General features: G+C 70.7%; 20 protein-coding genes and 1 pseudogene. 10 read left to right on the plus strand and 11 right to left on the minus strand.

All coding sequences use genetic code 11. The annotated features are described in order from the left end of the window. Positions 1-176: 176 nt before the first annotated feature. Entirely contained in the window at positions 177-821 is a 645-nt protein-coding gene (locus tag IH09_RS27345; protein ID WP_052860162.1) for a hypothetical protein, read from the plus strand. 106 nt (positions 822-927) lie between these two features. Here the strand turns inward: IH09_RS27345 and IH09_RS27350 are convergent, their stop codons facing one another. Beyond that, positions 928-2,916 carry an alpha/beta hydrolase family protein gene (locus tag IH09_RS27350; protein WP_052860163.1) on the minus strand — a complete coding sequence of 663 codons (1,989 nt, stop codon included), beginning with the start codon at positions 2,914-2,916 and terminating at the stop codon, positions 928-930. Between the two features lie 268 nt (positions 2,917-3,184). On the opposite strand from IH09_RS27350, the gene IH09_RS27355 reads away from it, so the two are divergent. After that, entirely contained in the window at positions 3,185-3,406 is a 222-nt protein-coding gene (locus IH09_RS27355; RefSeq protein WP_052860164.1) for a hypothetical protein, read from the plus strand. 847 nt (positions 3,407-4,253) lie between these two features. Here the strand turns inward: IH09_RS27355 and IH09_RS40235 are convergent. Both IH09_RS40235 and IH09_RS40890 read right to left on the minus strand, forming a co-directional pair. Continuing rightward, on the minus strand, positions 4,254-4,553 hold the full coding sequence (locus IH09_RS40235) for a recombinase family protein (protein WP_240150437.1): 300 nt from the start codon (positions 4,551-4,553) through the stop codon (positions 4,254-4,256). 220 nt (positions 4,554-4,773) lie between these two features. After that, positions 4,774-4,980 (minus strand): annotated as a pseudogene (locus tag IH09_RS40890) (zinc finger domain-containing protein); the annotation flags it as partial. A gap of 251 nt (positions 4,981-5,231) precedes the next feature. Between IH09_RS40890 and sigJ the strand changes: the two are divergent. The 4 genes from sigJ to IH09_RS27380 all read left to right on the plus strand — a co-directional run bounded on the left by sigJ (position 5,232) and on the right by IH09_RS27380 (position 9,299). Then, complete coding sequence (sigJ, locus tag IH09_RS27365) at positions 5,232-6,122, plus strand: RNA polymerase sigma factor SigJ (protein WP_052860165.1); 891 nt, start codon at positions 5,232-5,234, stop codon at positions 6,120-6,122. 221 nt (positions 6,123-6,343) lie between these two features. Beyond that, positions 6,344-7,264, plus strand: coding sequence for an NADP-dependent oxidoreductase (locus tag IH09_RS27370; protein ID WP_052860166.1), 921 nt, complete (start codon positions 6,344-6,346; stop codon positions 7,262-7,264). 23 nt (positions 7,265-7,287) lie between these two features. Next, positions 7,288-7,743 carry a cupin domain-containing protein gene (locus IH09_RS27375; protein WP_052860205.1) on the plus strand — a complete coding sequence of 152 codons (456 nt, stop codon included), beginning with the start codon at positions 7,288-7,290 and terminating at the stop codon, positions 7,741-7,743. A 593-nt stretch (positions 7,744-8,336) separates the two neighbouring features. After that, entirely contained in the window at positions 8,337-9,299 is a 963-nt protein-coding gene (locus IH09_RS27380; RefSeq protein WP_052860167.1) for a phosphotransferase, read from the plus strand. Positions 9,300-9,735: 436 nt separating this feature from the next. Here IH09_RS27380 and IH09_RS27385 read toward each other — a convergent pair whose 3' ends face one another. Further along, positions 9,736-10,338 carry a TetR/AcrR family transcriptional regulator gene (locus tag IH09_RS27385; RefSeq protein WP_052860168.1) on the minus strand — a complete coding sequence of 201 codons (603 nt, stop codon included), beginning with the start codon at positions 10,336-10,338 and terminating at the stop codon, positions 9,736-9,738. Between the two features lie 84 nt (positions 10,339-10,422). Between IH09_RS27385 and IH09_RS27390 the strand changes: the two genes are divergently transcribed. Continuing rightward, on the plus strand, positions 10,423-11,910 hold the full coding sequence (locus IH09_RS27390) for a carboxylesterase/lipase family protein (protein WP_052860169.1): 1,488 nt from the start codon (positions 10,423-10,425) through the stop codon (positions 11,908-11,910). Positions 11,911-12,029: 119 nt separating this feature from the next. On the opposite strand, the gene IH09_RS27395 is transcribed toward IH09_RS27390, so the two are convergent. Then, positions 12,030-13,469 (minus strand): aldehyde dehydrogenase, encoded by a 1,440-nt coding sequence (locus IH09_RS27395; protein WP_052860170.1) that lies wholly within the window; start codon positions 13,467-13,469, stop codon positions 12,030-12,032. A gap of 156 nt (positions 13,470-13,625) precedes the next feature. On the opposite strand from IH09_RS27395, the gene IH09_RS27400 reads away from it, so the two are divergent. Together IH09_RS27400 and IH09_RS27405 are read left to right on the plus strand one after the other, a co-directional pair. After that, complete coding sequence (locus tag IH09_RS27400; protein ID WP_052860171.1) at positions 13,626-14,309, plus strand: TetR/AcrR family transcriptional regulator; 684 nt, start codon at positions 13,626-13,628, stop codon at positions 14,307-14,309. A 222-nt stretch (positions 14,310-14,531) separates the two neighbouring features. Continuing rightward, positions 14,532-14,729 (plus strand): hypothetical protein, encoded by a 198-nt coding sequence (locus IH09_RS27405; protein ID WP_052860172.1) that lies wholly within the window; start codon positions 14,532-14,534, stop codon positions 14,727-14,729. Between the two features lie 211 nt (positions 14,730-14,940). Here IH09_RS27405 and IH09_RS27410 read toward each other — a convergent pair whose 3' ends face one another. The 4 genes from IH09_RS27410 to IH09_RS27425 form a co-directional block, all read right to left on the minus strand. Continuing rightward, positions 14,941-15,696 carry an alpha/beta hydrolase family protein gene (locus tag IH09_RS27410; protein ID WP_205379165.1) on the minus strand — a complete coding sequence of 252 codons (756 nt, stop codon included), beginning with the start codon at positions 15,694-15,696 and terminating at the stop codon, positions 14,941-14,943. Positions 15,697-15,735: 39 nt separating this feature from the next. Beyond that, the gene (locus IH09_RS27415) at positions 15,736-16,803 is read right to left on the minus strand and encodes a trypsin-like serine peptidase (RefSeq protein ID WP_052860173.1); all 1,068 of its coding nucleotides are present in this window, start codon (positions 16,801-16,803) and stop codon (positions 15,736-15,738) included. 113 nt (positions 16,804-16,916) lie between these two features. Further along, positions 16,917-17,753 (minus strand): trypsin-like serine peptidase, encoded by an 837-nt coding sequence (locus IH09_RS27420; RefSeq protein ID WP_052860174.1) that lies wholly within the window; start codon positions 17,751-17,753, stop codon positions 16,917-16,919. A gap of 33 nt (positions 17,754-17,786) precedes the next feature. Next, positions 17,787-18,869: an alpha/beta hydrolase gene (locus IH09_RS27425; protein ID WP_052860175.1), complete on the minus strand. Its 1,083-nt coding sequence runs from the start codon at positions 18,867-18,869 to the stop codon at positions 17,787-17,789. Positions 18,870-19,060: 191 nt separating this feature from the next. Between IH09_RS27425 and IH09_RS27430 the strand changes: the two genes are divergently transcribed. Next, on the plus strand, positions 19,061-20,032 hold the full coding sequence (locus IH09_RS27430; RefSeq protein ID WP_052860176.1) for a LuxR C-terminal-related transcriptional regulator: 972 nt from the start codon (positions 19,061-19,063) through the stop codon (positions 20,030-20,032). 116 nt (positions 20,033-20,148) lie between these two features. Here the strand turns inward: IH09_RS27430 and IH09_RS27435 are convergent, their stop codons facing one another. Both IH09_RS27435 and IH09_RS27440 read right to left on the minus strand, forming a co-directional pair. Further along, the gene (locus IH09_RS27435; protein ID WP_052860177.1) at positions 20,149-20,448 is read right to left on the minus strand and encodes a sulfurtransferase TusA family protein; all 300 of its coding nucleotides are present in this window, start codon (positions 20,446-20,448) and stop codon (positions 20,149-20,151) included. Further along, entirely contained in the window at positions 20,445-21,710 is a 1,266-nt protein-coding gene (locus tag IH09_RS27440; RefSeq protein ID WP_052860178.1) for an MFS transporter, read from the minus strand. The genes IH09_RS27435 and IH09_RS27440 overlap by 4 nt, the downstream gene beginning before the upstream one ends. Positions 21,711-21,798 lie beyond the last annotated feature (88 nt).

The following is a 21,798-nucleotide window of genomic DNA, read 5'->3' on the forward strand; positions in this document are numbered from 1 at the left end:
ACCACGATCCACCCCGACCGAGCACTCCCCGCGTGACACTGGTCGGACCGACCAAGACCAGACCCACCAGCCGGAAAGCCACCTAAATCACCGGTATTGGGTCTAGGCAGGCTGCCTGCCGAATAGTTGCCGAACTGTCCGCCACGCATGCATGCGCCCGGCTGCCTCCTGTCGCGGTGCAGTTCGCCACCTGCGCCTGGGCCGCCTTCCGGTCGCCCGCCACGGACGGACTGCGCGCCATCGCCAGTAACCGCTCCAGTGAACTGCGGTTTCCGGGCGAGGCGTTCGACCGGCTCGGCCGGGAGTACCCGGCGGTTCACGACGGGTTGTCGCCGTCCGAGCGGCGGATTCCGGCTGCCGTCTCCGACGGTGCGACGGATGCCGAGTCGACGTTCGCCCGCGTCACCGCGTGTCAAACGCGTCCGTTCCTCGGCGACAGCTGGTGCTTCGCGATGACGGACCGGATGGCACACGCGCCCGTCCCGCTCCTCCAGGCCGAACCATCGGACCGCCCGGTCGGGATCGGGACCGGCCTGCGCCCGACCGACACCGGAGTACGGGTACTCGCCGGTGTGGCGGACCATACGACGCTCAACGGCATCGACCGGTGGATGGGCGGGGTGCACCTGCGCGGGCGCCACCTGCCCTGGCGTTGGGACGACGGGACCGAAACCCTCGTCCGCCCGCCCGAGGGGACGCGTAAGCCGCAACACGCCCCTCCCTCCGTGACGGCAGCCGGGCCCGGTGCGGCAGCCGGGCCCGGCGTCCGCGACATCGTGCCGCGGCGTATGGGGTGTGGTCTCTCCGCGTGCCAGCCGTGATCAAACGCGGGACTGTCGGCGGGGCGGCACGGGCGCGAGCGCTACGCCGGGGCCGTCACCCTGGTATCGCGTGCCCGGGTCCCGTCCGGCGCACCGCCCGCCCGGCTCACCGCCCGGCCCGCGCCGGCATATGCCTGTCGAACCACATGACGACCCGGGTGAGGTAGTCGGTCAGCGCCGGGTACATCCGTATCCCGTGCCCTTCGAGCGGGTAGACGGCGAGTACCGATTCGACGCCGTGGGCGAGCAGGGCTTGGTGGAATTCCTGGGCCTGACCGGCAGGTGTGCACAGGTCCTTCGCCCCCGCGACGTTGAGGCACGGTGTACGTACCTTGCCGGCGTGCAGGACGGGGCTGCGGTCCTGGGCCGGCGCACCGGGAGCGTCGCGGTCCGCTTGCAGGAACGCGAGGCCCCAGCCGCCAATATTGCTGGTGAACGTCTGGCTGCACCAGTCGGTCACCGGTGCCGTCGGGACCGAGGCGGCGAACCGCTGATCCTGTGTGACCAACCAGGACGACATGAATCCGCCGTAGCTGCCGCCGATCAGCCCGATCCGGTCCGGGTCGGCCAGGCCACGCTCGACCAGCGCGTCGATGCCCGAGAGGATGTCCAGCGCGTCCGCGCCGCCCATGTCCCCGACGACGGCGCCGGCGAACTCCTGTCCGCGTCCGCCGCTGCCTCGCGGGTTGGGGTGGAACACCGCGTAGCCGCGCGAGACCAGGAGCGGCACATAGGGGGCGTGCATGGACCACGTGTCGCGGTACGCCCACACCGGCCCGCCGTGCACATTGACCACCAGGGGGTGCGGACCGTCGCCGGGCGGGGTGCACAGGATCCCCTCGATCTCCAGGCCGTCGCGCGAATTCCACGTCACCGCCTCGGCGTTGCCGCAGGTCGAGAGCAGGAAGTCGGTGCCGGGATGCGACGTCGAGGCCAGTACCCGCTCACTCCCGGCCGCGACGAGAGCGAGGCGCGGTGGCAGGCGGTACGCCGACTGCACGACCAGCACTCCGCCGTCAGCGGTGAACGTCCCCTCCGGATAGAACAGTCCGCCGCACGAAAGGCCGGTGCTGAACACCTCGGTCACCTTGCCGTGCGGGACGTCGGCGATCGCGGCCACCGAGTCGAGATGGCGCTGGCCCAGATAGCCGAGCCGGTCCGCGTCCAGCCACTGGAGGCAGGTCACATCGGTCCCGGCCGTGTCGATCGCCGACCTGGTGCCGGTCCGCAGGTCGATCACGCTGAGCTCCCCGGCCACCAGCCACCGGTCGCTGCACACCGCTTCCACGACGCCGACGTAGCGCCCGTCCGGTGAGCCGGCCGGCCACCCGAGCTGGACGTCGCTGCGCATCAGCTCGCGGCACTCGCCCGTGTCCAGCTCGATCAGCGTGAGGACCGCCCCGTACCAGTCGTCCTCGGCCGGCGCGTCGCTGGTGACGGCGGCCAGCCGGGACGGGCCGCACCAGCCGGCCTCCCAGCAGTTCATCCCCTCCGGCGACACCCGGGACAGCTCCCCGGTGGCCACCGTGTAGAGCCACAGGCTGCGCCACGACGCCTCGCCGGGCCCGGTGTCGATGGCCGGGTGCCACTCCGGCAGACCGCCGTCCTGGGCCACGTTCTTCCTCGCACCCTGACCGCCGGACAGGTCGGCGCCGAGGCCCGCGACGCCCAGCAGGAGCCGGGTGCCGTCCGGCGACCAGTGCGCGTACTCCACCGTTCCCGGAACGGCGGGGGCGGCTTCGGCCTCGCTCATGCGCCCTTCGTGGAGGAGGTGGAGCTGGAACCGGCCCGACTGGGCGCGGTCCGAGAGGAACGCCAGCGTCCGGCCGTCCGGCGAGACGCGCGGGTACCGCGCCGACGCCGTACCGGAGGTGATCGCCCGCAGTTCGCCGTCCTCGACCGCGTAGACCGTGGTGCGAGGCACACCGGCCAGCTTGTCCAGCACCGCTCCGGTCACCACGATCCGGCGGCCATCGGGTGAGGTGTGCGGCTCCGACAGGGCGGCCGGGCGGCCGAAGGCAGGCTCGTGCGACCTCAGCAGATAGCCGTGAACGGCCTCGTACTCGGCGGTGTCACGCACGTCGGTCGGCAGCATTGCGATCTCCTTTGCGTTACGTCGGCGCACGGCGTCACACGATGCCCGCGCCATCGGCGGTCGTACTCATCCACGTCTGTCGAAGGACCGCAAGGGGGCCGCTCGACAGCCTTGGATCCTGCGGCCACCGGAACTCTTCGCTGCGCGCGCCCCGCATCCGGCCGGCGTCGCTCGCCCGTTGCACGGCTGAGCGGACGCACACGGAACCGTCCGGTGACCTGGCTCCGTCGGATCAGCCCAGGACGGTGCCGGAGGAGGTGGTGGGGCGGTGGTTGCGGGAGAAGGTTCCGAGGTTGATGCGGTGGCCGGTGTGCTCGTAGGCATGGTGCGGCGGTTGGCGGTCATGGTCGTGGCCGTGGTCGTGGTCGGCCTCTGTCTCGTGGACCGGGGTGGCGACGAATCGGCCGGTGAGGGGGCGTACTTGACCTGTTTGGCGCTGCTGCCGCTGGTGCCGATGGCGATGTGGAAGCCATCGAGGTGGGTGCGGTAGTAGAGGAGGCCCGGTCGTCGGTGACGTTGTGAATGTCGGCGACCCCTCCGGGCCTGCTGGGGACGCGCAGTCCGGGCAGCCGTCGGCGGCGCGGGGCACCAGCGTGCGTAAGCGTGGCAACGGTGGCGCCGGGGCCGGCCAGGTCCGGGTCGGCGATCCATTCCAGCGGGTCGCAGTCCGGTTCGGTGCCGCCGGTCATCGGCCGGCCCCTCCGGCACCGGCCGGCTTCTGGACGGCCCGGTGCGCTCGCGACCGCATCGTGGCCGGCGGACGGCGTCGACCGGCCGTCATGACCCGGTGTCCGGTGCCCGGATCGCTGCCGCGGGCGGACTCCCGGGCCCGCCGGAAGGCCAGGAAGCCACTGCGGTGGGAGAGCGCCTGCGCCGGCACGTATGGGGTGCGGCGAAGTGCCTCGGCGGCGATCCGGCGGTCCATCGATCGCTCTCGGGGGGCATGGTGCCTCCTGCTCTGCTCTGTGTCGTCGGGGGTGGTTTCGCCGCGGCGGGCGGATCGGGGGGCGGCCGGGGTCGGCCGGAACTTGGCGTCGGGAGGCGGACCGGCCCGGAGGGCGGCCGGCGGCCGTGCGGTCCGATCAGCTCTGCGGGAGATGGTAGGAGCCATGGGACTGCCCCGACCCCCCACACCTGTCGCGAGCGCACGGTGCGGGAATCGACAGATGTCGGCCCGACGATCCGACGGCCCGAGGCACGGGCACGGTTCCGCTGGGACCCATGGGCCTTTACGGTGCGGGCGCAAGGTCTCCGAACGAGTTGATCGACGAGCCCGGCGCCCTCGGCGCCCTTCTTGCCCGTGGTGATGACGAGCCGGGCGGCGATGTCGCGCAGGCTCATCTCCTGCCTACGCAGGTGGAGGCCATGGAGAGCATGTGGTCGTCCATGACGCCCGCGCCGCCGATGGTCCTGCCGCGCTCGCGAGCGGACTCGTGGCCGTCGAGGGTGCCGTCGCCGATGTACTCGCGTTCCACCCCGGACACGGCTGCGAGCACGGTGAACACGATGCCGGACGGGTCGTGCGAGCCCGTCAGCTCCCCGGTGAGGAACTCCAGCCCGACATCGCCGGTCTTCAGTCCCTCGGCGCGCATGGCGAGTTCGATGCCGAGGCCGAGCCCGCCTGTGCTCGTGGACAACGAGGGTCACGGCGACGCCGGAAGAGCGGATCTCCCCGGAGAGCTGCACGGCGGCCGCCAGCTCGGGCCGCTTCGTGGCGCGGGTGGAGATCTTCTCCGAGAAGAGCCGCGTCACCCCGGCCTTCCGCGAGTGAGTCGAGCTGTGCGTCGAAGGACTGCCGGGCGGTCGCGGCGCGGGCACAGCCAAGGCGGACATGCCCGACCGGTTCGGCGCCGGTGCTCACCGGCCGGGGCAGCTCGGTCCACACCGACCCCGGCTGCGTACGGCGGGGGCCGGCACGCTGAGCGCCTTGGCGAGTTGGGACACGAGGCGGAAGCGCGCGGTGTGGTACCGGATGCCCACCTTGCCCCTGTCGGCCCGACACGGGGACCCTGCTGGGGCGGCGCAGGTGGCCATCGGGCAGTCGTGCGATTCCGTCTCGTGCCCTTGTGGTCGTCGCTCACGGCGGCCCGGACCGTTTCATGAAGGTGCTTCAGATGCCCCGTTGATTGCAACGGCTCATGAAACATGATCACCGCAGGTGGGCCGCCGGGCAGCCGGGTCTTTCACGAGCGGCTACCTGTGGAACATCGCGCTACGTCGTCGGTCCGGGTGTCCGGGCTGGCGGAGCTGTCTGCGAAGATCCCGAGTTCGGATGGCTACGCTGGATCCGCACGCAGGAGGAGGCCGCGATCCGCATGGGTGACGGGAACGGACCCGGAACGTCTGAGCAGGAGGACTCGCTCGGAGCCGGATGGGAGAGGCACCGGCCCGCGGTTTTCGGTGTGGCCTACCGGCTGCTGGGGAGCGTGGCCGATGCCGAGGACGTGACCCAGGATGTGTGGCTGCGGGCGGCCGGAGCGGATCTGCGGGGCATCGTTGATCTGCGGGCCTGGCTGGTGACGGTGGCCGCGCGGCGGTCGTACGACATTCTCAGGAGTGCGCGTTTCCGTCGGGAGACCTATGTCGGACCGTGGTTGCCGGAGCCGCTGCTGACGGGGCCGGACGCGTCGCAGCCAGTACTCGTCGATGAGTCCGTCAGCTCGGCGATGCTCCTGATCATGGAGGAGCTGTCCCCGCCGGAGCGGGTGGCCTTCGTCCTGCACGACGTCTTCGGCCTTGAGTTCGGCCGGATCGCCGAAGTGCTGGACGTCTCCGTGCCGGGTGCCCGGCAGCTCGCCTCTCGGGCGCGGCGGCGGGTGGCCAAGGCGAAGCAGTCCGTGCCGCCAGCGCCGAAGGCGGAACGCGAACGCGTCCTCGCGGTTTTCCGCGCCGCATACGAGGCGGGGGACCTGGCCGGTTTGGTCAGGCTGCTGCACCCGGACGCCGTCTACGTCACCGATGGCGGCGGCAAGGTCTCCGCGGCACGCAAACTCATCCACGGCGGCGAGCGCGTCGCCGAGGTCATGGTGCGCGTGGGGCGTCAGTGGCGCCCGGACCGCATCGACTTCGCCGAGGTCGGCGGCGAGCTCGCCCTTGTGTACCGTCGCGAAGGCCGGGTCTACTCCGTCGACACGGTCCAGATCGCAGACGGTCTGATCACCGCGTACCGCAGAGTCATCAATCCCGACAAACTCGCCCGCGTCTGAGCTGTCACATGAGCCGTCACATGAGCTGTCACACCCGGAGGGGCTACCTCGTCTCCCTGATGAGACCGGAAAACAGGCGACGAAGGAATGCGCGAGCAGGTGATATCGATCATGCGGAACGGCATACATACCCCTGTCGCACCTTCCCGATGACGAGCCGCTGTGAGCCCTGTGTGTGAACGGGCTGCGCGTTCGAGTCGCCCCTCCCAGTAAGGACCTGTATGCAAGCCATCACTGTGCGAGACCGTGACGCCGGTCTTGCCGGGATGTCCCTGACGGACATGCCCTACCCCCATGCGGCCGAGAACGACGTCATCGTGCGGGTGCACGCCGCGGGCTTCACCCCTGGCGAGCTGGACTGGCCGGGCACGTGGACCGATCGCGCAGGCCGCGACCGGACGCCGAGCGTGCCCGGGCACGAGCTGTCCGGTGTCGTCGTGGAGCTGGGGTACGGCACCACCGGCCTGAGCGTCGGACAGCGGGTGTTCGGCCTGGCCGACTGGACCCGCAACGGCACGCTCGCCGAGTACACCGCGGTGGAAGCCCGCAACCTCGCCCCACTGCCGGCGGACATCGACCACACTCTGGCCGCCGCACTGCCGATCTCCGGGCTGACCGCCTGGCAGGGCCTGTTCGACCACGGCCGGCTCACCACGGGCCAGACCGTCCTGATCCACGGTGCCGCGGGCGGCGTCGGCTCGATCGCGGTCCAGCTCGCCCGCGAGGCCGGCGCCCGCGTCATCGGCACGGGCCGGTCCTCCGACCGGGACAGGGTGCTCGCCCTGGGTGCCGACACCTTCCTGGACCTGCAGACCGAGCAACTGGGGGACGACGGTGAGGCCGATGTCGTGTTCGACGTGATCGGCGGCGACATCCTCGACCGCTCGGCCGCCCTGGTCCGGGCCGGCGGCACGCTCGTCACCATCGCCATGCCGCCCAAGGTCCGGCCCAAGGACGGGCGGGCCGTCTTCTTCGTTGTCGAACCCGACCGCGCCCGGCTCACCGATCTCGCCGCGCGCCTGAGGGACGGACGGCTCAAGCCGGTCATCGGCGCCGTGCGGTCACTCGGTGCAGCACCTGCCGCATTCGCCCCGGCCACGCGCACCCGCGGTAAGACGATCATCCGCGTCACCGAAGGCTGAACGGGAGACCCCTCGTGATCACCATGCGGATCGCCGGCGGCTTCCTGGCCGCCTCCACGCTGGCCGGGGCCACCGGCTGTACCGCCTCGGCCCGGCTCACCCCCGCCAAGACGCCTACCGCCACCGCGGCATCGGAGCACCCCGCCGAAACCCTGACCCCTCTGCTCCAGCAGGCCCTGCCGAACGTGAAGGGCAAGACGTTCACCTCGGTGGTCGTCAGCTTCCCGCCCCGTGCACGCGCCGTGCCGCACCGGCACGGCCAGGCATTCGTCTACGCCCACGTCCTCGAAGGCACCGTGCGCAGCAAGCTCGACGGCAAGCCCGCCACCACCTACCGCCAAGGCCAGAACTGGGTCGAGCAGCCGGGCGCCCACCACGTCCTCACCGAGAACACCAGCCGAACCGAACGCGCCAAGCTCCTGGTCATCTTCGTCTCCCACACCGGAGACAAACTCAAGGTCGACGACCCGAGCCCGTAGCCCGGGACACGCAGCGAGCGGCAACGCTCCGCACGAACTCTTCCCCTGCCGGAACACACACCACCGGCCACCAAGACGCGCCCGAAGGACGCAGCGCAGACCACACGAACGAATCGAACGTGCCATGTCCGCCCCTCCGACGCGTCAACATCGGCAAGCAGCACCCGACCGCCCACAAGGACCTCATGCCCTGTCGTCGGAGGGAGAAGAGACCGGATGCTTCTCCGAGACCGACCGCGCCGCCCTCCGCCTGGCCGAGGCGACTTCGACGCCGTGACAGCCGGACTCACCCTGGAATGGAGCTCCGATGGCACCGAGGGCGCCGTGAACCGCATGGAGAAGATCAGATGCAGCTCTACGGACGCGCCGGATTCGAGCCACTCCGCAAGATGATCCTGCTTCGGTGACCGATCACGAAGGCTCCCTGATCGATGCCGGAGTCCGCTGAACGGGGACTTTCCAAGCTGTGGCCACGGCTGGACGCGAGTGCCTGAACGGTGCCGGCGGCAGCTGCGAGGGGAGCAAAGCAGCGTTGCCATCGCCCCCCACGAAACCTTTTGCGCGTGCCGCCGTCCGGATGATGAGCTGGCACAGTGACCAATCACGACGAGGCAGTGGCCGTCCGACCGTTGACGCTGGCTTGGGTGGGCCGGCACCTGGATGTCGGCGAACGGATCGTCAGAGTCCAGGCGTTGCAGGGCGGCATCACTGCCGAAATGCGGAGGCTGACCATCGGTACGCGGGATGGAGGTACCCGTGACCTGGTGCTGCGGAGTTTCGTCGACCCGTTCTCTGTGGAGCGCGCCGACGACTGGTTGAACAGGGAGGCCGGCGCCCTGACCCTGCTCGCGGGGACCGGTGTGCAGGCTCCTGGGCTGGTCGCGGTTGATCCGGCCGCCGCGCATTGCGAGTATCCGTCGCTTCTGATGACGCACCTGGCGGGACGAACGGTCCTCGACGATGAGGGACTTGAGGCGCGCGTCCCACTGCTGGCCCGTCAGCTCGTGGCGATCCACGCGGTGCGACCCGCCGAGCGGCCCCCGGAGTATGTGGCGTTGACGACCGCGGACACCGTCGTGACTCCGAAGGGCGCCGACGCGGCGGCATGGGCCGCGGCGATCAACGTGATCCGCAACCCCGCGCCGCCCTATGAAGGGCGGTTCCTGCACCGGGACTTCCAACCCGGCAACGTGCTGTTCGACGTGCCGCCCCCAGGGTCGGCAGATGCCCGGATCGCCGGCGTCGTCGACTGGGCAGCGACCTCCTGGGGCCCGGCGGATCTCGATGTGGCGCACTGTTCCACCAATCTCGCGCTGCTGCACGGCCCGGCGTGGGGTCTGCGGTTCGCCGAGGCGTATGAGGAGGCCGGCGGAGTGCTGGCCGCGGCCGCGAGCGAGCGACTGTACTGGCAGGTACGGGACGGGCTGGCGGCCTCGGAAGAAGTGCAGCAGGTGGCGCAGCTATGGCGGGGGGAAGGGAGGACAGAGCTGACGACGCGGGCCGTGGAGGAGCGGCTGGATGCCTATGTCACCACCCTGATGGACACGCTGGGCTGAGCCAGCGCAGCCCGGGGCGCGGGCACGGTCGAGAGCGCCGGGCCATCGCTCGCTGCGGTAGTCGAGCCAGGCGAGGACAGCCTGGCGGGTGAGGGGTCCAACTGGTCGCGGACGCCCAGGATGTTGTCGTGGGTGACTTCGCGCAGGTGGTCGAAGCGAGTGGAACATTCCAGCAGCACGGGAAGCGCGTGGAACATTCCAATTGCACGGCACCTGCCGTCGGCATCCCGAGCAGGTTCCGACGGCGTGGGCCTGGCCGTAGGTGTCACGGCCGCGGCAGGACAGGCCCGGCGGCCGGCCCCCGGCGGAACAGCCCGTGCAGGAGGCCGCCGGGTCGTTGGCGCTGGTCTTCCCCGTCGCTGTCCTCCTGCATCACGGCAGCGGCAGGGGCAGGGGCCGTACGTACCGGAGCGTGGCCGCCGGCGATTGGGTGCGGTCAGGTCTTGTTGGTGAACAGGCGGTTGAGGTGCTGGTCGACGGCGGCCAGGGCATCTTGGGGCTCGATCACGCTCAGTTCGATGAGCGGGGTCAAGCCGGTGAGTGCCAGGAGCAGGTGGGTCTCCGTCGCCGGGTCGCGGTCGGGGCTGATGTGGCCATCGGTGATGGCCTGGCGGACGATCTGCTCGATGAGGTCGCGGCCGTGGGCCAACCCGTCGCGTGCGCGGGCATGGATGTTCGCGTTGTGCAGTGCCTCCAGGACGTAGGCGGCGCTCATCCGGCTCGTCGCGCGTGCGTCGGGACGTAGCGGGAGCATCTCCGTAAGCATCGCTCGGAGCATGTCACGGGGGTGTGGCGGGTTGCCGAGTTCTCTGACGCCATCGGCGACGCGTAGTGATGTCTGTTCGGACGCGAAGTCCATGGCGAAGACCAACAGCTCTTCCCGGGTGGCGAAGTAGTGCTGCACCGCGCCGTGGGAGATGCCCGCTTCCTGGGCAACCTCGCGGACGCTCGCGTGCGCGATGCCGCGTTGTTCCACTACGCGCCAGAGTGCTCGGGCGATCGTCTCGCGGCGTTCGCGATGATCCACTTGCTTGGGCATCGTCGGCCTCCTATTTCCATACGGTTGACATATTACAGCTGACCGGTAAAAGCTGGGAGTCCGTTCGCGGAGGAGGGGTCTGACATGCCCGAACAACCAAGAGCACGGACTGCGGAGGGCCTCGTCGAAGGGTTCTGGCGGGGAGAGCATGCGGTGTTCCGCGGCATCTCCTATGCCCAACCGCCGGTCGGGCCGCTGCGGTTCCAGGCGCCTGCCCCGGTCAAGGGGTGGGGCGGGACGAGGCAGGCGACCGAGTTCGGCCCCGTGGTTCCGCAGGCGGGACCGACGGCCGAGAAGTCGGTGGGGAACGACTGGCTCACGCTCAACGTCAGCACCCCGGCCCTGGGGACGGCCGGGCTGCCCGTACTGGTGTGGATTCACGGTGGTGCCTACATCGCGGGGGCCGCCAGCGATCCGATGTACGACCCTGCGGCCCTGACCAGCGCGGGCCTGGTCGTGGTGAGCATCAACTACCGGGTGGCGGCCGAGGGTTTCGCTCTTGTCGGGGGCGCCCCGGCCAATCGCGGGTTTCTCGACCAGATCGCGGCCTTGGAATGGGTACAGCGCAACATCGCCGCCTTCGGCGGGGACCCTGACCGGGTCACGGTGGCGGGGCAGTCCGCCGGGGCGGGGTCGATCGCGGCCCTGCTGACGATGGAGCGGGCGCACGGGTTGTTCCGCAGGGCCATCGTGCACTCGGTGCCGGGAACGCTGTGCACCCGTGCGCTGGCGGAAGAAGTCGCCGCCGCGCTCGCGGCCCGGGTCGGTGCGGCACCTGACGCTGAAGCGCTGTCCGGCATCGACCCCTTGCGCCTGGCCGGCGAGCTCACCGCCCTTGGTGCCGACCTTCCCGGCCGCCACAAGAGTTGGGGGCGGCTCTCGCAGACCGGTGTCGCCGTGTGCCCGGTCCTCGACGGCGTGGTGTTCACCGAAACGCCCTGGAGGGCACTGGCCGGCGGCCGTACGGATGGGATCGAACTCCTCGTCGGCCACACCCGCGATGAATTCCGGCTGTTCAGCGTCATGATGGGGCGGCTGGGCACCTTCACCGAGGACGAGGCCCAAACGGCCCTGGATCTGTTCGCCCCGGCACCGGACGGCGCCGACGCCTACCGCGCCGCCTACCCGCAGGCCACCCCCGAAGAACTGCTTGAACTGGTCTACTCCGATGCCCTGTTCCGGATGCCCTCACTGCAGCTGGCCCAGGCGAACCGAGCGGCTGGCGGCACGTCGTTTCTCTTCGAGCTGCAACTGGCGGCTACGGCGTCCGGCGGAGTCCTGGGCGCCTGCCACAGCCTCGACGTTCCCCTGGCGTTCGGCACGTTGGACAGCCCCGCCGGCCGGCACCTCTTCGGCGACCGGCCAACGCCGGAGGTCTCGGCGGTATCCCGGGAACTGCAGCGGGGATGGGTCCGCTTCGCCACGGCCGGCGACCCCGGGTGGCCCGCCCACGGGCCCGAGCGACAGCTGACTCGCGTCCTGGATATCGAGTCGAAGACCTTGCCCTATCCAGAAGAGACATCTCGCCGGATCTGGGAGCGATACGACCCGGCCCCCTTCGACCTCATGTAGAGGAGGGGCCGGTCAGCCTGGGGCTTCCCGACCGGCGGGGCGTAGAGCTGCCCATCATGGCCCCGGTGTCCTGGCTCAGGCATCCGACCCCGCCCAGGGGCGCCCCGGCGCCAGGGTGATCACATGCCGATGGACTGGTACTCGGTATAGGCGCTCAGGCCCGCCGCGCCGTACTCGCGGCCGATGCCGCTGGCCTTGAAGCCGCCGAACGGGGTGCGCATATCGCGGGATGCGCCGTTGACGGAGAAGGTGCCGGTGCGGATGCGGCGCGCCACCTCAAGGCCGTGCTCCGGGTCGGCGGTCCATACGCCGCCGGCCAGCCCGTAGGGGGAGTCGTTGGCGATGGCGACGGCCTCGTCCTCGGTGTCGAACGGGATGACCGCCAGGACCGGGCCGAAGATCTCCTCCTGGGCGATCTTCATGGAGTTGGTGACGTCGGCGAACAGGGTCGGACGCACGTAGAAGCCCTTCTCCAGGCCCGGGGTGTCCGGCGCGTCGGGGCCGCCGAGGACCAGGCGGGCGCCTTCGGCGATGCCGGCCTCGATATAGGAGCGGACGCGCTGCTGCTGCGCCTGCTTGACCATGGGGCCGATCCAGGTGGCCGGGTCCAGAGGGTCGCCCACGGTGACGTCCCGCATCATGGCGGCGATGGCGTCGACGACCTCGTCGTAGCGGCTGCGCGGGGCCAGGATGCGAGTCTGGGCGATGCACGCCTCTCCGTTGTTGCCCAGCGACAGGCCCTTCAGGGCCGTCGCGGCCCGGGCCACGTCTGCGTCCGGCAGGACGATGGCGGCGGACTTGCCGCCGAGCTCCAGGCTGACGCGCTTGAACTGCCCGCCGGCGACCGCGGCGATGCGGCGCCCGGCCGCGGTCGAGCCGGTGAAGGCGATCTTGTCGACGCCGGGATGGGCGATCAGGTACTCGCTGACCTCCCGGTCGGCGGGCAGCACGCTCACCACGCCCTCGGGGAACCCCGCCTCGGCCAGGAGCTCGGCGAGCCGCAGGCCGTCCACGGCCGTCTCGGGCGACGGCTTGAGGATGACCGTGCAGCCCGCCAGCAGCGCGGGGACCATCTTGACCAGAGCGGACTGGTGCGGTGCGTTCCACGGGATCACCGCGGCGACGACCCCTACGGGAGCCCGGCGCACCACGGTGCGGCGGCCGCCCTCACCGGGCAGCTCGGTCTCCCAGTCGAAGCCGGCCGCGATGTCGATGAAGTCGTTGTTGAAGTCCTTCAGGTTGCGTTGCAGCATGCCGGTGAACCAGATCGCCGAGCCGTTCTCCGAGGTGATGAGCGAGGCCAGTTCGTCGGCGCGCGCGGAGTGCAGTTCGTTGAAGCGTGCGACCACCCGCCGGCGCTCCTCGGGCGCCATCCGCGGCCAAGGGCCGTGATCGAAGGCCGCGCGGGCCGCGGCCACGGCGCGGTCGACATCGGCGACGGACGCCTCCGGCACGACGCCCACCAAGGACTGGTCGTGCGGGGAGCGGACGGACAGGACATCGGAGGTGGCAGGGGCGGTCCAGACCCCACCCACCAGCAGCTTGTCGAACGTGATCATGATGCCCTCCCGATTCGGCACGGCCGAGTTAGCGGAACCTTGTTCTCTTACGCCTCTCACCGTAACAGAACTGCGTTCTCTTATGTCGGGGGTGGTCAGTATCCTGGCCGCAGCGACACAGCGAGCGGCGCAATCGGGGCGAGCGGGAAGAAGGCCATGAGCGAGACCACGCAGGGGTTCATCCGCGCACGCAGTCCCGAGAACCGGGAGCTGCGCCGGCAGTCGATCCTGGACGCGGCCGAGCAACTGCTGGACAAGGCGCAGGTCGCCGACATCACCCTTCGTGACATCGGGCGGCAGGCAGGGATCGCCACCTCGAACGTGCTGCGCTACTTCGAGAACCGCGAGGCGGTCTTCCTGGAACTCCTCAACCGGGAGTACGGCGCCTGGCTGGACGCGCTCCCGGCGGAACTGGCACCCGCCGACGACGGCACGGGGCCGACAACGCCGGTGCGCGGTTTCGCCGACGCCTACGCCGCCTCACTCGCCGCCCGGCCGGTGCTGTGCGAGCTCGCGAGCGTGCTGGCCAGCGTGCTGGAACGCACGGTCTCGGTGGAGACGGTGCGCGCCTTCAAACGCCAGGCACTGGCCAGCAACGACCGGCTCGCCGACATCATCCACGCCCGCATGCCCGAGCTGGACCGGGCGGCCGCGAAGGAACTGGCCTCGGCGACCATCGTGCTCATCGCGGGGCTGTGGCCGCTCGCCCACCCCGGACCCACCGTCGTCGCGGCCGTGGAGGACCCCGAGCTCCTCGCCGCCCACGTCGACTTCCCCGCCCGCTACAGCCGCATGATCGAGCTGCTCACCGCCTCACTGCGGGGCCCTGCCGCCCGCTGAAGCGTGGCCGGCGACACCCGGTCCCCGACAACACCCCTATGGCTCGCCCCCCGTCAGCCGACCACCCTCGTCATTCCGGCAGCTCATTCGGCACCTCATCCGGGCGGCGAAGGGCAAACGCGCACGGCGAGTAGCGGCGGTTGAGTCCGGATCGGCATTGCCGTGCGTGCCGGGATGCCGGACCCTGCGTCCAGGAAGCCGTGGTGGTCTCAGGAGGCGCGGATGAGGTTGCTGGACAAGCAGATCAAGGGCGCGCCGGTGAAGCTCTGGGCCGTGCTCGTCGCTCTCGTGCTGTTCGTGCTGATTCTCGTGGCCGGCCCGGCGCTCATCGTGATGACCGGCCTCGGCGACCACTGCTTCAGCAACTGCCAAGCACCGTCGGAGCATTCGGCAGACGGCGGGGGAGGGGGAGGCGGCTGAACCGCATGCCGTTCACCATGCCCACCGGGCTGCACCGTCGCGCCCGCAGCCCCTATGCGGTGGGTCTGCGGCAGCAGGCCAGGGTGCGGGCGGGGCGAGAGCCTGGCCCTCGCGCCGGAGACGCCGCTCGGTCCGCCCGTGGCGCGGAGGGGCGCCACGGGCGGACCGGCTGCTGCTGCGATGTGTTCCGAGGCTTCACACGCGGTGTGGCCTACGGAATGACGCGGTTCCTCAGGTTGTGAGGGTAGGGGCCTTCGCCGTGGATCCGGAGTTCCGTGGCCACGTCGAAGCTGTAGTAGGGGTGCGAGGAGAAGTAGCTGTCCAGGTTGGTGCCGCCGAAGCAGATGAGATCCGATCCGCCCGCGGAGTTGGGCCCGTTGCACAGGCTCAGCGTCGGGTACCGGAACCCGTCGAGCGGGCGGAAGCCGGCGCCACCGGGGCCGGGAACGGGCAGATGTCCGACGAGCCCGCCGGGGTCGCCCGGCCAGTTCGACTCGCCGGGCTGCCGCCGGCCGTCGGCGAACAGGATTCCCTGGATGTTCCGGCCGGGCGGTTCGGTTTCCAGGACGGTGCCCGCGACGAGGGCGCCGAGGCTGAACCCGACGATGTACACCTTGGTGTTGAGGTCGCACCCGTAGGTGACGTAGAGGTTGTAGAGCGCCGTCCTGAGGTTGGCGACACCGGCGTCGACATCGGTGTACAGGTTGATGTCGTTGACGCTGTTGGGGTAGGGGATGCGCACCGGGTTGGCTCCCTCGGGAGCGAACGCCGGGTCCAGGAGCTTCTGGGCCCCGCCGTCCTGCCAGCCCGGGACCACGAACATGACCGGCCCGCAGGGCTGGGCAGGCCGTGCGGGAGCGGCCTGGACCGTACCCGCCGATCCGATGAGGGCGCTGGCGACGCCGGCGATCGACAGGACGATGGCCAGGAACCACCTCCGTCGCGGTGGTACGAAGCTTCTCGTCACGCTTTCTCCTTTCGCTGGTGGTATCCGGTGCCGACCGGGCTACGTCAGGGACGCCGACTGGGCAGCGTTGTAGACGGCCTGCTCCCCGTCACCGAAGTGGGTGGAGCTCATGTTGGGACCCTCCTGCCAGCCGAGGACGCCGATGATCTGGCCGGGGTCGTCGTAGCGGGAGAAGGCTCCGACCTGGACACCCGCGCCGGTGGCGGGGTCGAAGTCCTGCAGCACGGCGCCGCCGCTGCATCCGGGCGACAGGGCCCCGGGCATGACGTCGCTGTAGTAGACCGGGTCGGCCCGGGTGGTGCCCTGGGCGACCATGAGGCTCCGGCCGTCGAAGGTCCGCTGGAGCTCCGGGGAGACATGGCCGGGGCGGTAGTAGTTGCGTTCGTTGATGGTCGGGTAGCCGAAGATGTGGTCGGTCTGGTTCTGCGGCTGGTTGAAGCCGATCCGCTGGGCGCCGGTGACCTCGCCGATCGGCCGCGGGTCGTCGGGGCTGGCCACCAGGACCGCGGCCATATCGTGCCCCAGCAGCCAGTCGGCGCTCTGGCTCCAGGTATTGGTGAACCACTCGCGGGTCACTCCCCAGACCCCGTACGGGGCGATGTCCTTGCCGGGGAGCGCCGTGCTGGTGGTGTGGCGGGGCAGGCTCGCGCCGTTGAATCCCGGTACGAAGGCCATGTTGGTGACCACGATGTTCCCGAAGCCCACATCGACCGGGGTGTGGACGCGCAGACAGTGGGCGGCGGTCACCACGACGCTCTGATTGGCACTGGTCACCACGTTGCCGGAGCATGCTGATTCCGTGACGGCACCGTTGTCGAGGTTCTTGTACTCCATGAAGAACTTGCCCGCGGTGCGCGAGACCAGACCCGCCTCCCGCGGCCACGGCTTGCCGAGGTCGTCCCAGCCCCCCGGGGGCGGAGTGGCGTCCTGGTCCTCGTGGTTGAGGCCGACGGAGGCCATCTTCGCGAGGGTCCAGTGCGCCACTTCGGCCTTGAGCTTCTGCTGGTGGTCGGCGCCGGCCGGCACCAGCGGAAGGAGTTCGAACGCGGGGGTGGCGGCCCGTGCCGGGGTCGCCGCGGTGAGCAGTGCGGCAACCAGGGCGAGCACGCTGAGCAGAGTCGTTCTCGTGCGTGGTGACAGCATCCCGATGGACAAGGCAATTCCCCTTGGCAGTAGGGAGAGTTGGCGGCGATGGCTTCGGTTGATTCCCGCCGGGGACATCACGGGTTGGTGGTCACCTCGAAGCCCGCGCCGAAGACACCGCCGGCGGTGGCGGTGTCCCGGGCGCGCAGGTCGGCGAGGATGTTCGCCGAGCTGGTGTAGAGGAAGGGCGGCAGTGCCAGGGTGATCCCCTTGGTGATACCGGCCCAAGGGCCCGATGCCTGGAAGTTGTTGGCCTGGGAGGGGAGGTCGGTGCCCGGTACGTGCCAGATCGCCGGCCCGCCCGAGTCGCCCCGCATGTTCGCGGCCGGCGACCGGTAGACACCGTCGGCGTTGTCCATGACGGTGCCGTACCACACACCCGTCTGGCCGGACGTGATGATCTCGTTGCTGCCGGTGGCGAGCAGCCGCTCGTTGTCGAGCGCGGGGGTCAGAGCGTTGGGGCTGACGGTCCCGCCGGGGACCTTCACCTCGCCCGTCTGCTTCAGATACGGCCCCTGCGCGGAGGGCGTCACCTGCGGGACCAGCTCGATGACCATGTAGTCCTTGGTCACGTGACCTGTCTGGGAGCCCTCCGGGTCCTTGAAGTAGCGCACGTATCCGATCGGGCCGAACCCGGTGTCCGCCCGGTCGTAGACGGGGGCGATGTCGTCGTGGATCTCGTGGTCCGCGTACTTGGGGTCGTCGAGGCAGTGGCCCGCGGTGATGGCTATCTTGTGCCCGTACTTGTCGCCGCCCACCGCGCCGAGCGTGCAGAAGAGATCCGGCAACGACGGGCTGAAGATGATCTGCATCGCGTTGAAGACCCGCTTGCCCGGCTGGGCATGGGCGGCGCCGGCCCCCACGGTGCACAGGAGCGCCAGGCTCAGCAGCAGCGTGCACAGTCGCTTGAACATGTACGTAGCCCTGTCTTTCGGGAGCGGGAGGGGTCAGGCGGACGCGAAGGCCGCTTCCACGCGCGGTACGAAGTCGACGAGATCCTGCGCCCAGCAGTTGTAATCGTGGCCGCCGTCGCAGTTGCCCCAGCCGGAGCCGTTGCCGTAGTCCACGTAGTGGTACGGGTACCCGAGGGCGTCCAGGTGCTCCTTGGCGTGCTGGGCCGCCGACCTGACCCAGAACTCCGGGTTGGCGGGGTTTCCTCCGCCGTCGCCGGTGTAGAGCGAGATGCCCATACCGGCCAGCCGGTCCATATGCGTGGACGGATCCGCCTCGTTCCAGCGCCAGTCGGCGTCGAGGATCGGGTACGGCGTGCCGAAGATCGCGTCACTGGACACCGTGGGCCCGAAGTTGAGCGAGCAGGTGGGGTCGCCGGAGCCGCAGAGCGGTGCGCCGATGTTGGTGAGCGTGGCGACCACGGCCGCCCGCATGACGGCATGGTCCCTGGAGAGGTCATCCGCGCCGGAGAACGCCCCGACCTGGCTGAACAGTTCGGGATGCGCCTGGGCGTAGTGCAGGGAGCCGAAGCCGCCCATCGAGAGGCCGGCGACGGCCCGCCCCTTCTTGGCCGCGATGGTGCGGAGGTTGGCGTCGATGAACGGGATCACCTGGTCGATGTGGAAGTTCTCCCAGTTCTGCGCACCGGCGGCGGTCTCCTGGTCGAGCCAGTTGCTGTACCAGCCCCGGTGGCCCCCGTCCGGAATGACCGTGATCATCGACTTGGCCGCGAGGAGGGCGGGGTAGGCGAGTCTCGGGTTGCCCGGGTCGTCGGAGGCGCCGTGCAGGAAGTAGAGCACCGGGTAGCGCTTGGCGGGGTTGGCCGAGTAGTCGTCGGGCAGCAGGATCCGGATGCGGTGCTCGCCGGCGACCTGGGCCGTCTTCACGGTGACCACGAAGTTGGTGGCGGAGCCGGATACGGAGTCGGTCTGGGTCAGACCGAATCCGTCGGCCATCTTCGGCGGACCCGAGGGCTCTGCGTGTGCAGAGGGCATTCCCGCGAAGAGGAGGAGAGTGGCGGCCATGGCGGCGACTGCCGCCCTCGCGCGCGGGAGCCGGACGGGCAGGACTAATCTCATCAGGTGTCCTCGGGGTGGGCCGGATGCCAGGCAACCGGTGGTTCGGCCGGACAGCGGAAATCTCACCGCAGTTGCCTCGTCCGGCGCCATACGAGGCGGTGGCGCAATGGGGCCACTGGCACAAGTGCGCCACCCGCGCAGTAGGCTTCGGCGGCCGGGCGGCCGTCCCCGGTACGGGCGAAGGGAGCGCCGTGCGCGACGTGTTGGACCCGGACTCCGACCGCGGGCGCGTCTACCGGTCCCTGGTCGGTCACCCACGCGAGTCCGCCGGCCGGCTGGCGGACCGGGCCGGGCTGAGTGAGGCCGTCGTGCGGGCGGTGCTGAAGGAGCTCGCCGCCGAGGACATCGTCATGACGACGGGCGCCGGCGGCGCGGAGGAGTCCTGGGAAGCGCTGCCGCCCACCCAGGTCGTCGAGGCGCTGCTGCAGCGTGATGCCGCCCGGTGGACGGCCCTGCGCCAGACCGGGACGGAACTGGAACAGCTCTACCGCTTCGCCAGGCGGGACACCGGTCACTACGGCGCGCTGGAGGTCGTCGAGGACGCCGCCCGCGTTCTCGCCGTCAGCGGGCAGCTTCAGCGGTCCGCGCGCCACCAGCTCCGGGCCATCGACATGCCGCCGTACTCCGGCACGGTCGACCACTACCTCGGACAGGAGGCGCTCCAGCGCGAGCGGATGGCCGACGGAGTCGTCTACCGCACCATTTACCACGGCTCCGTGTGCGACGACCCCATCGCGGGGCCCAACATGGCCCGCATGATTGCGGCCGGGGAACAGGCGCGGGCGCTGGACGATCCGCCCATGAAACTCGCCATCGTCGACAGCGAGTTGGCAGTGGTCACCCTCGCCGCCGACGCCCACCCCGGTGTCGTCTCTCTCCTGGTACGCCCCTCCAGCCTCTTCCGGGCGCTGTCCAACGTGTTCGAGTCCCTGTGGAGGCTCGCCGTTCCCGTGACGACGACGGGCACCGGCACCCAACTCGACGCCCGGGACCGCCAGATCCTCACCCTCATGGCCAGCGGCGCCACCGACGACGCGATCGCCCGGCGCCTGGGCCTGGGCCGCCGCACCGTCGTCCGCCGCGTCGCCGTCCTCCTCGCCGGGCTGGGTGCCACCACCCGCTTCCAGGCCGGGGTCCAGGCGGCCCGGCGCGGGTGGCTCTGAGGGGGCAATCTGCGATAACTCGCCAGATTGTGAGGTGAGTTGGGGTCAGGGGTGGCCGGTGCGGGCTGGGCAGGGGTGAACAGGGCGAGTTCGGATTCGGTCTCGCGGGTGGCGGGTCAGTCGTCGGCGGCGTGCCAGGGGGCGTCCGGGCGGGTGCGGCGCGCTTCGGCGGAGAGGCGCAGGGCGTAGACCGTCGGTTCGCCCGGGGAGAGGGGCCCGAGGTAGGTGTGGCCGGTCATATGGCACCAGGCGGGCAGGTCGAGCGGGGCCGCCGGGTCGGTGGCGATGACGTGGACTACGGTGCCCGGCCCGGCACCGTCGATCTCCTTGCGCAGGCGGAGCAGGAGGGTGACACAGAGCAGGCCGGTGCCGTCGACCGTGATGTCCGGTGCGGGGATGGGGTTCGGGTGGGTCATCGGCGGTAGGCGGTGGCGGCGACGGCGGGCAGGACGGCGAGGGCGAGGATGCCGCCGGCGAGGGCGAGGACGGGGAAGCTGGTGGCGGCGACCATGATGCCCGAGGCCATGCCGCCGGTGGCGCCGGCCAGTGCGATGGCGACGTCGACCATGCCCTGGGTCTTGGCGCGGGTGGCGAGCGGGACGGCGTCGGTGATGATCGCGGTGCCGGCCACCAGTCCGAAGTTCCAGCCGAGCCCGAGCAGCGCGAGGGCCAGGGCGAGGAGGGCGACGGAGTCGCCGGGGGCGAGGGCGGCGAGCACACCGGCGGCCAGCAGGGTGATGCCGGAGGCCGCGGCGATCGCCAGCCGGCCGTAGCGGTCCACCAGCCAGCCGGTCAGCGGCGACGGCAGATACATGGCGCCGATGTGGATGGCGATGACGAGGCCGGAGGCGGCGGTGCCGTGCCCGTGGTCGTGCATGTGGACTGGGGTCATCGTCATGATCGCGACCATGACGAGCTGGGTGAGGATCATGACCAGCGTGCCCGGGACGACTCCGCCGCGGCCCTCCCGCGTGCCGGCGGTGTCGGCGGTGGCGTCGGCGTTGGCTGCTTCGCGCTCGGCCAGGGTACGGGCCAGGAGCAGCGGGTCCGGTCGCAGCCAGTGGGTGAGGACGAGGGCGGCGAGCGCGTAGGCGACTCCGGCGAGGAGGAAGGGACCGGCCAGGTTCGGGATGCCGAGGGATTCGGCGAAGGCACCGGTGGGGGCGGCGAGGCTGGGTCCGGCGACACCGCCGACGGTGGTGGCGACCAGGACGGTGGAAGAAGCGCGGGCGCGGTGGTTGGGCTGGGCGAGGTCGGCTCCGGCGTAGCGGGCCTGGAGGTTGGTGGCGGTGCCGGCGCCGTAGACGAAGAGGGCGAGGAAGAGCAGCACGGGGTTGCTCAGGACGGCGGCGGCGATGACTCCGGCCGAGCCGATGGCTCCGCCGAGGTATCCGGCGGCGAGGCCGGGGCGGCGGCCCCGGGCCTGGGAGAGGCGGCCGACGGCGACGGCGGCGAGGGCGGATCCGGCGGTGAACAGGGCGCTGGGCAGTCCGGCGAGGCTGGTCGTGCCGAGCATGTCCTGTGCGAGGAGGGCGCCAACGGTGACACCGGCGGCCAGCCCGGCGCCGCTGAGGACCTGGGAGGCGACCAGGACACGCAGGATGCGGGCCTGTGCCTGGCCGGCGTCGGGTATCGGGGGTATCGCGGCCGTCGGGCCGGCGGGTGCGGTGCTGGTCATCTCTACTTTCCGGAGCGGGGGTGAAATGGGGGACCACGGCCCGGCCCGGTCCCCCGAGGGGGTGTGGGCCATGTGCGAGAGGGCGGTC

Source organism: Streptomyces celluloflavus (genome assembly GCA_000720995.1).
Lineage (GTDB): Bacteria > Actinomycetota > Actinomycetes > Streptomycetales > Streptomycetaceae > Streptomyces > Streptomyces celluloflavus.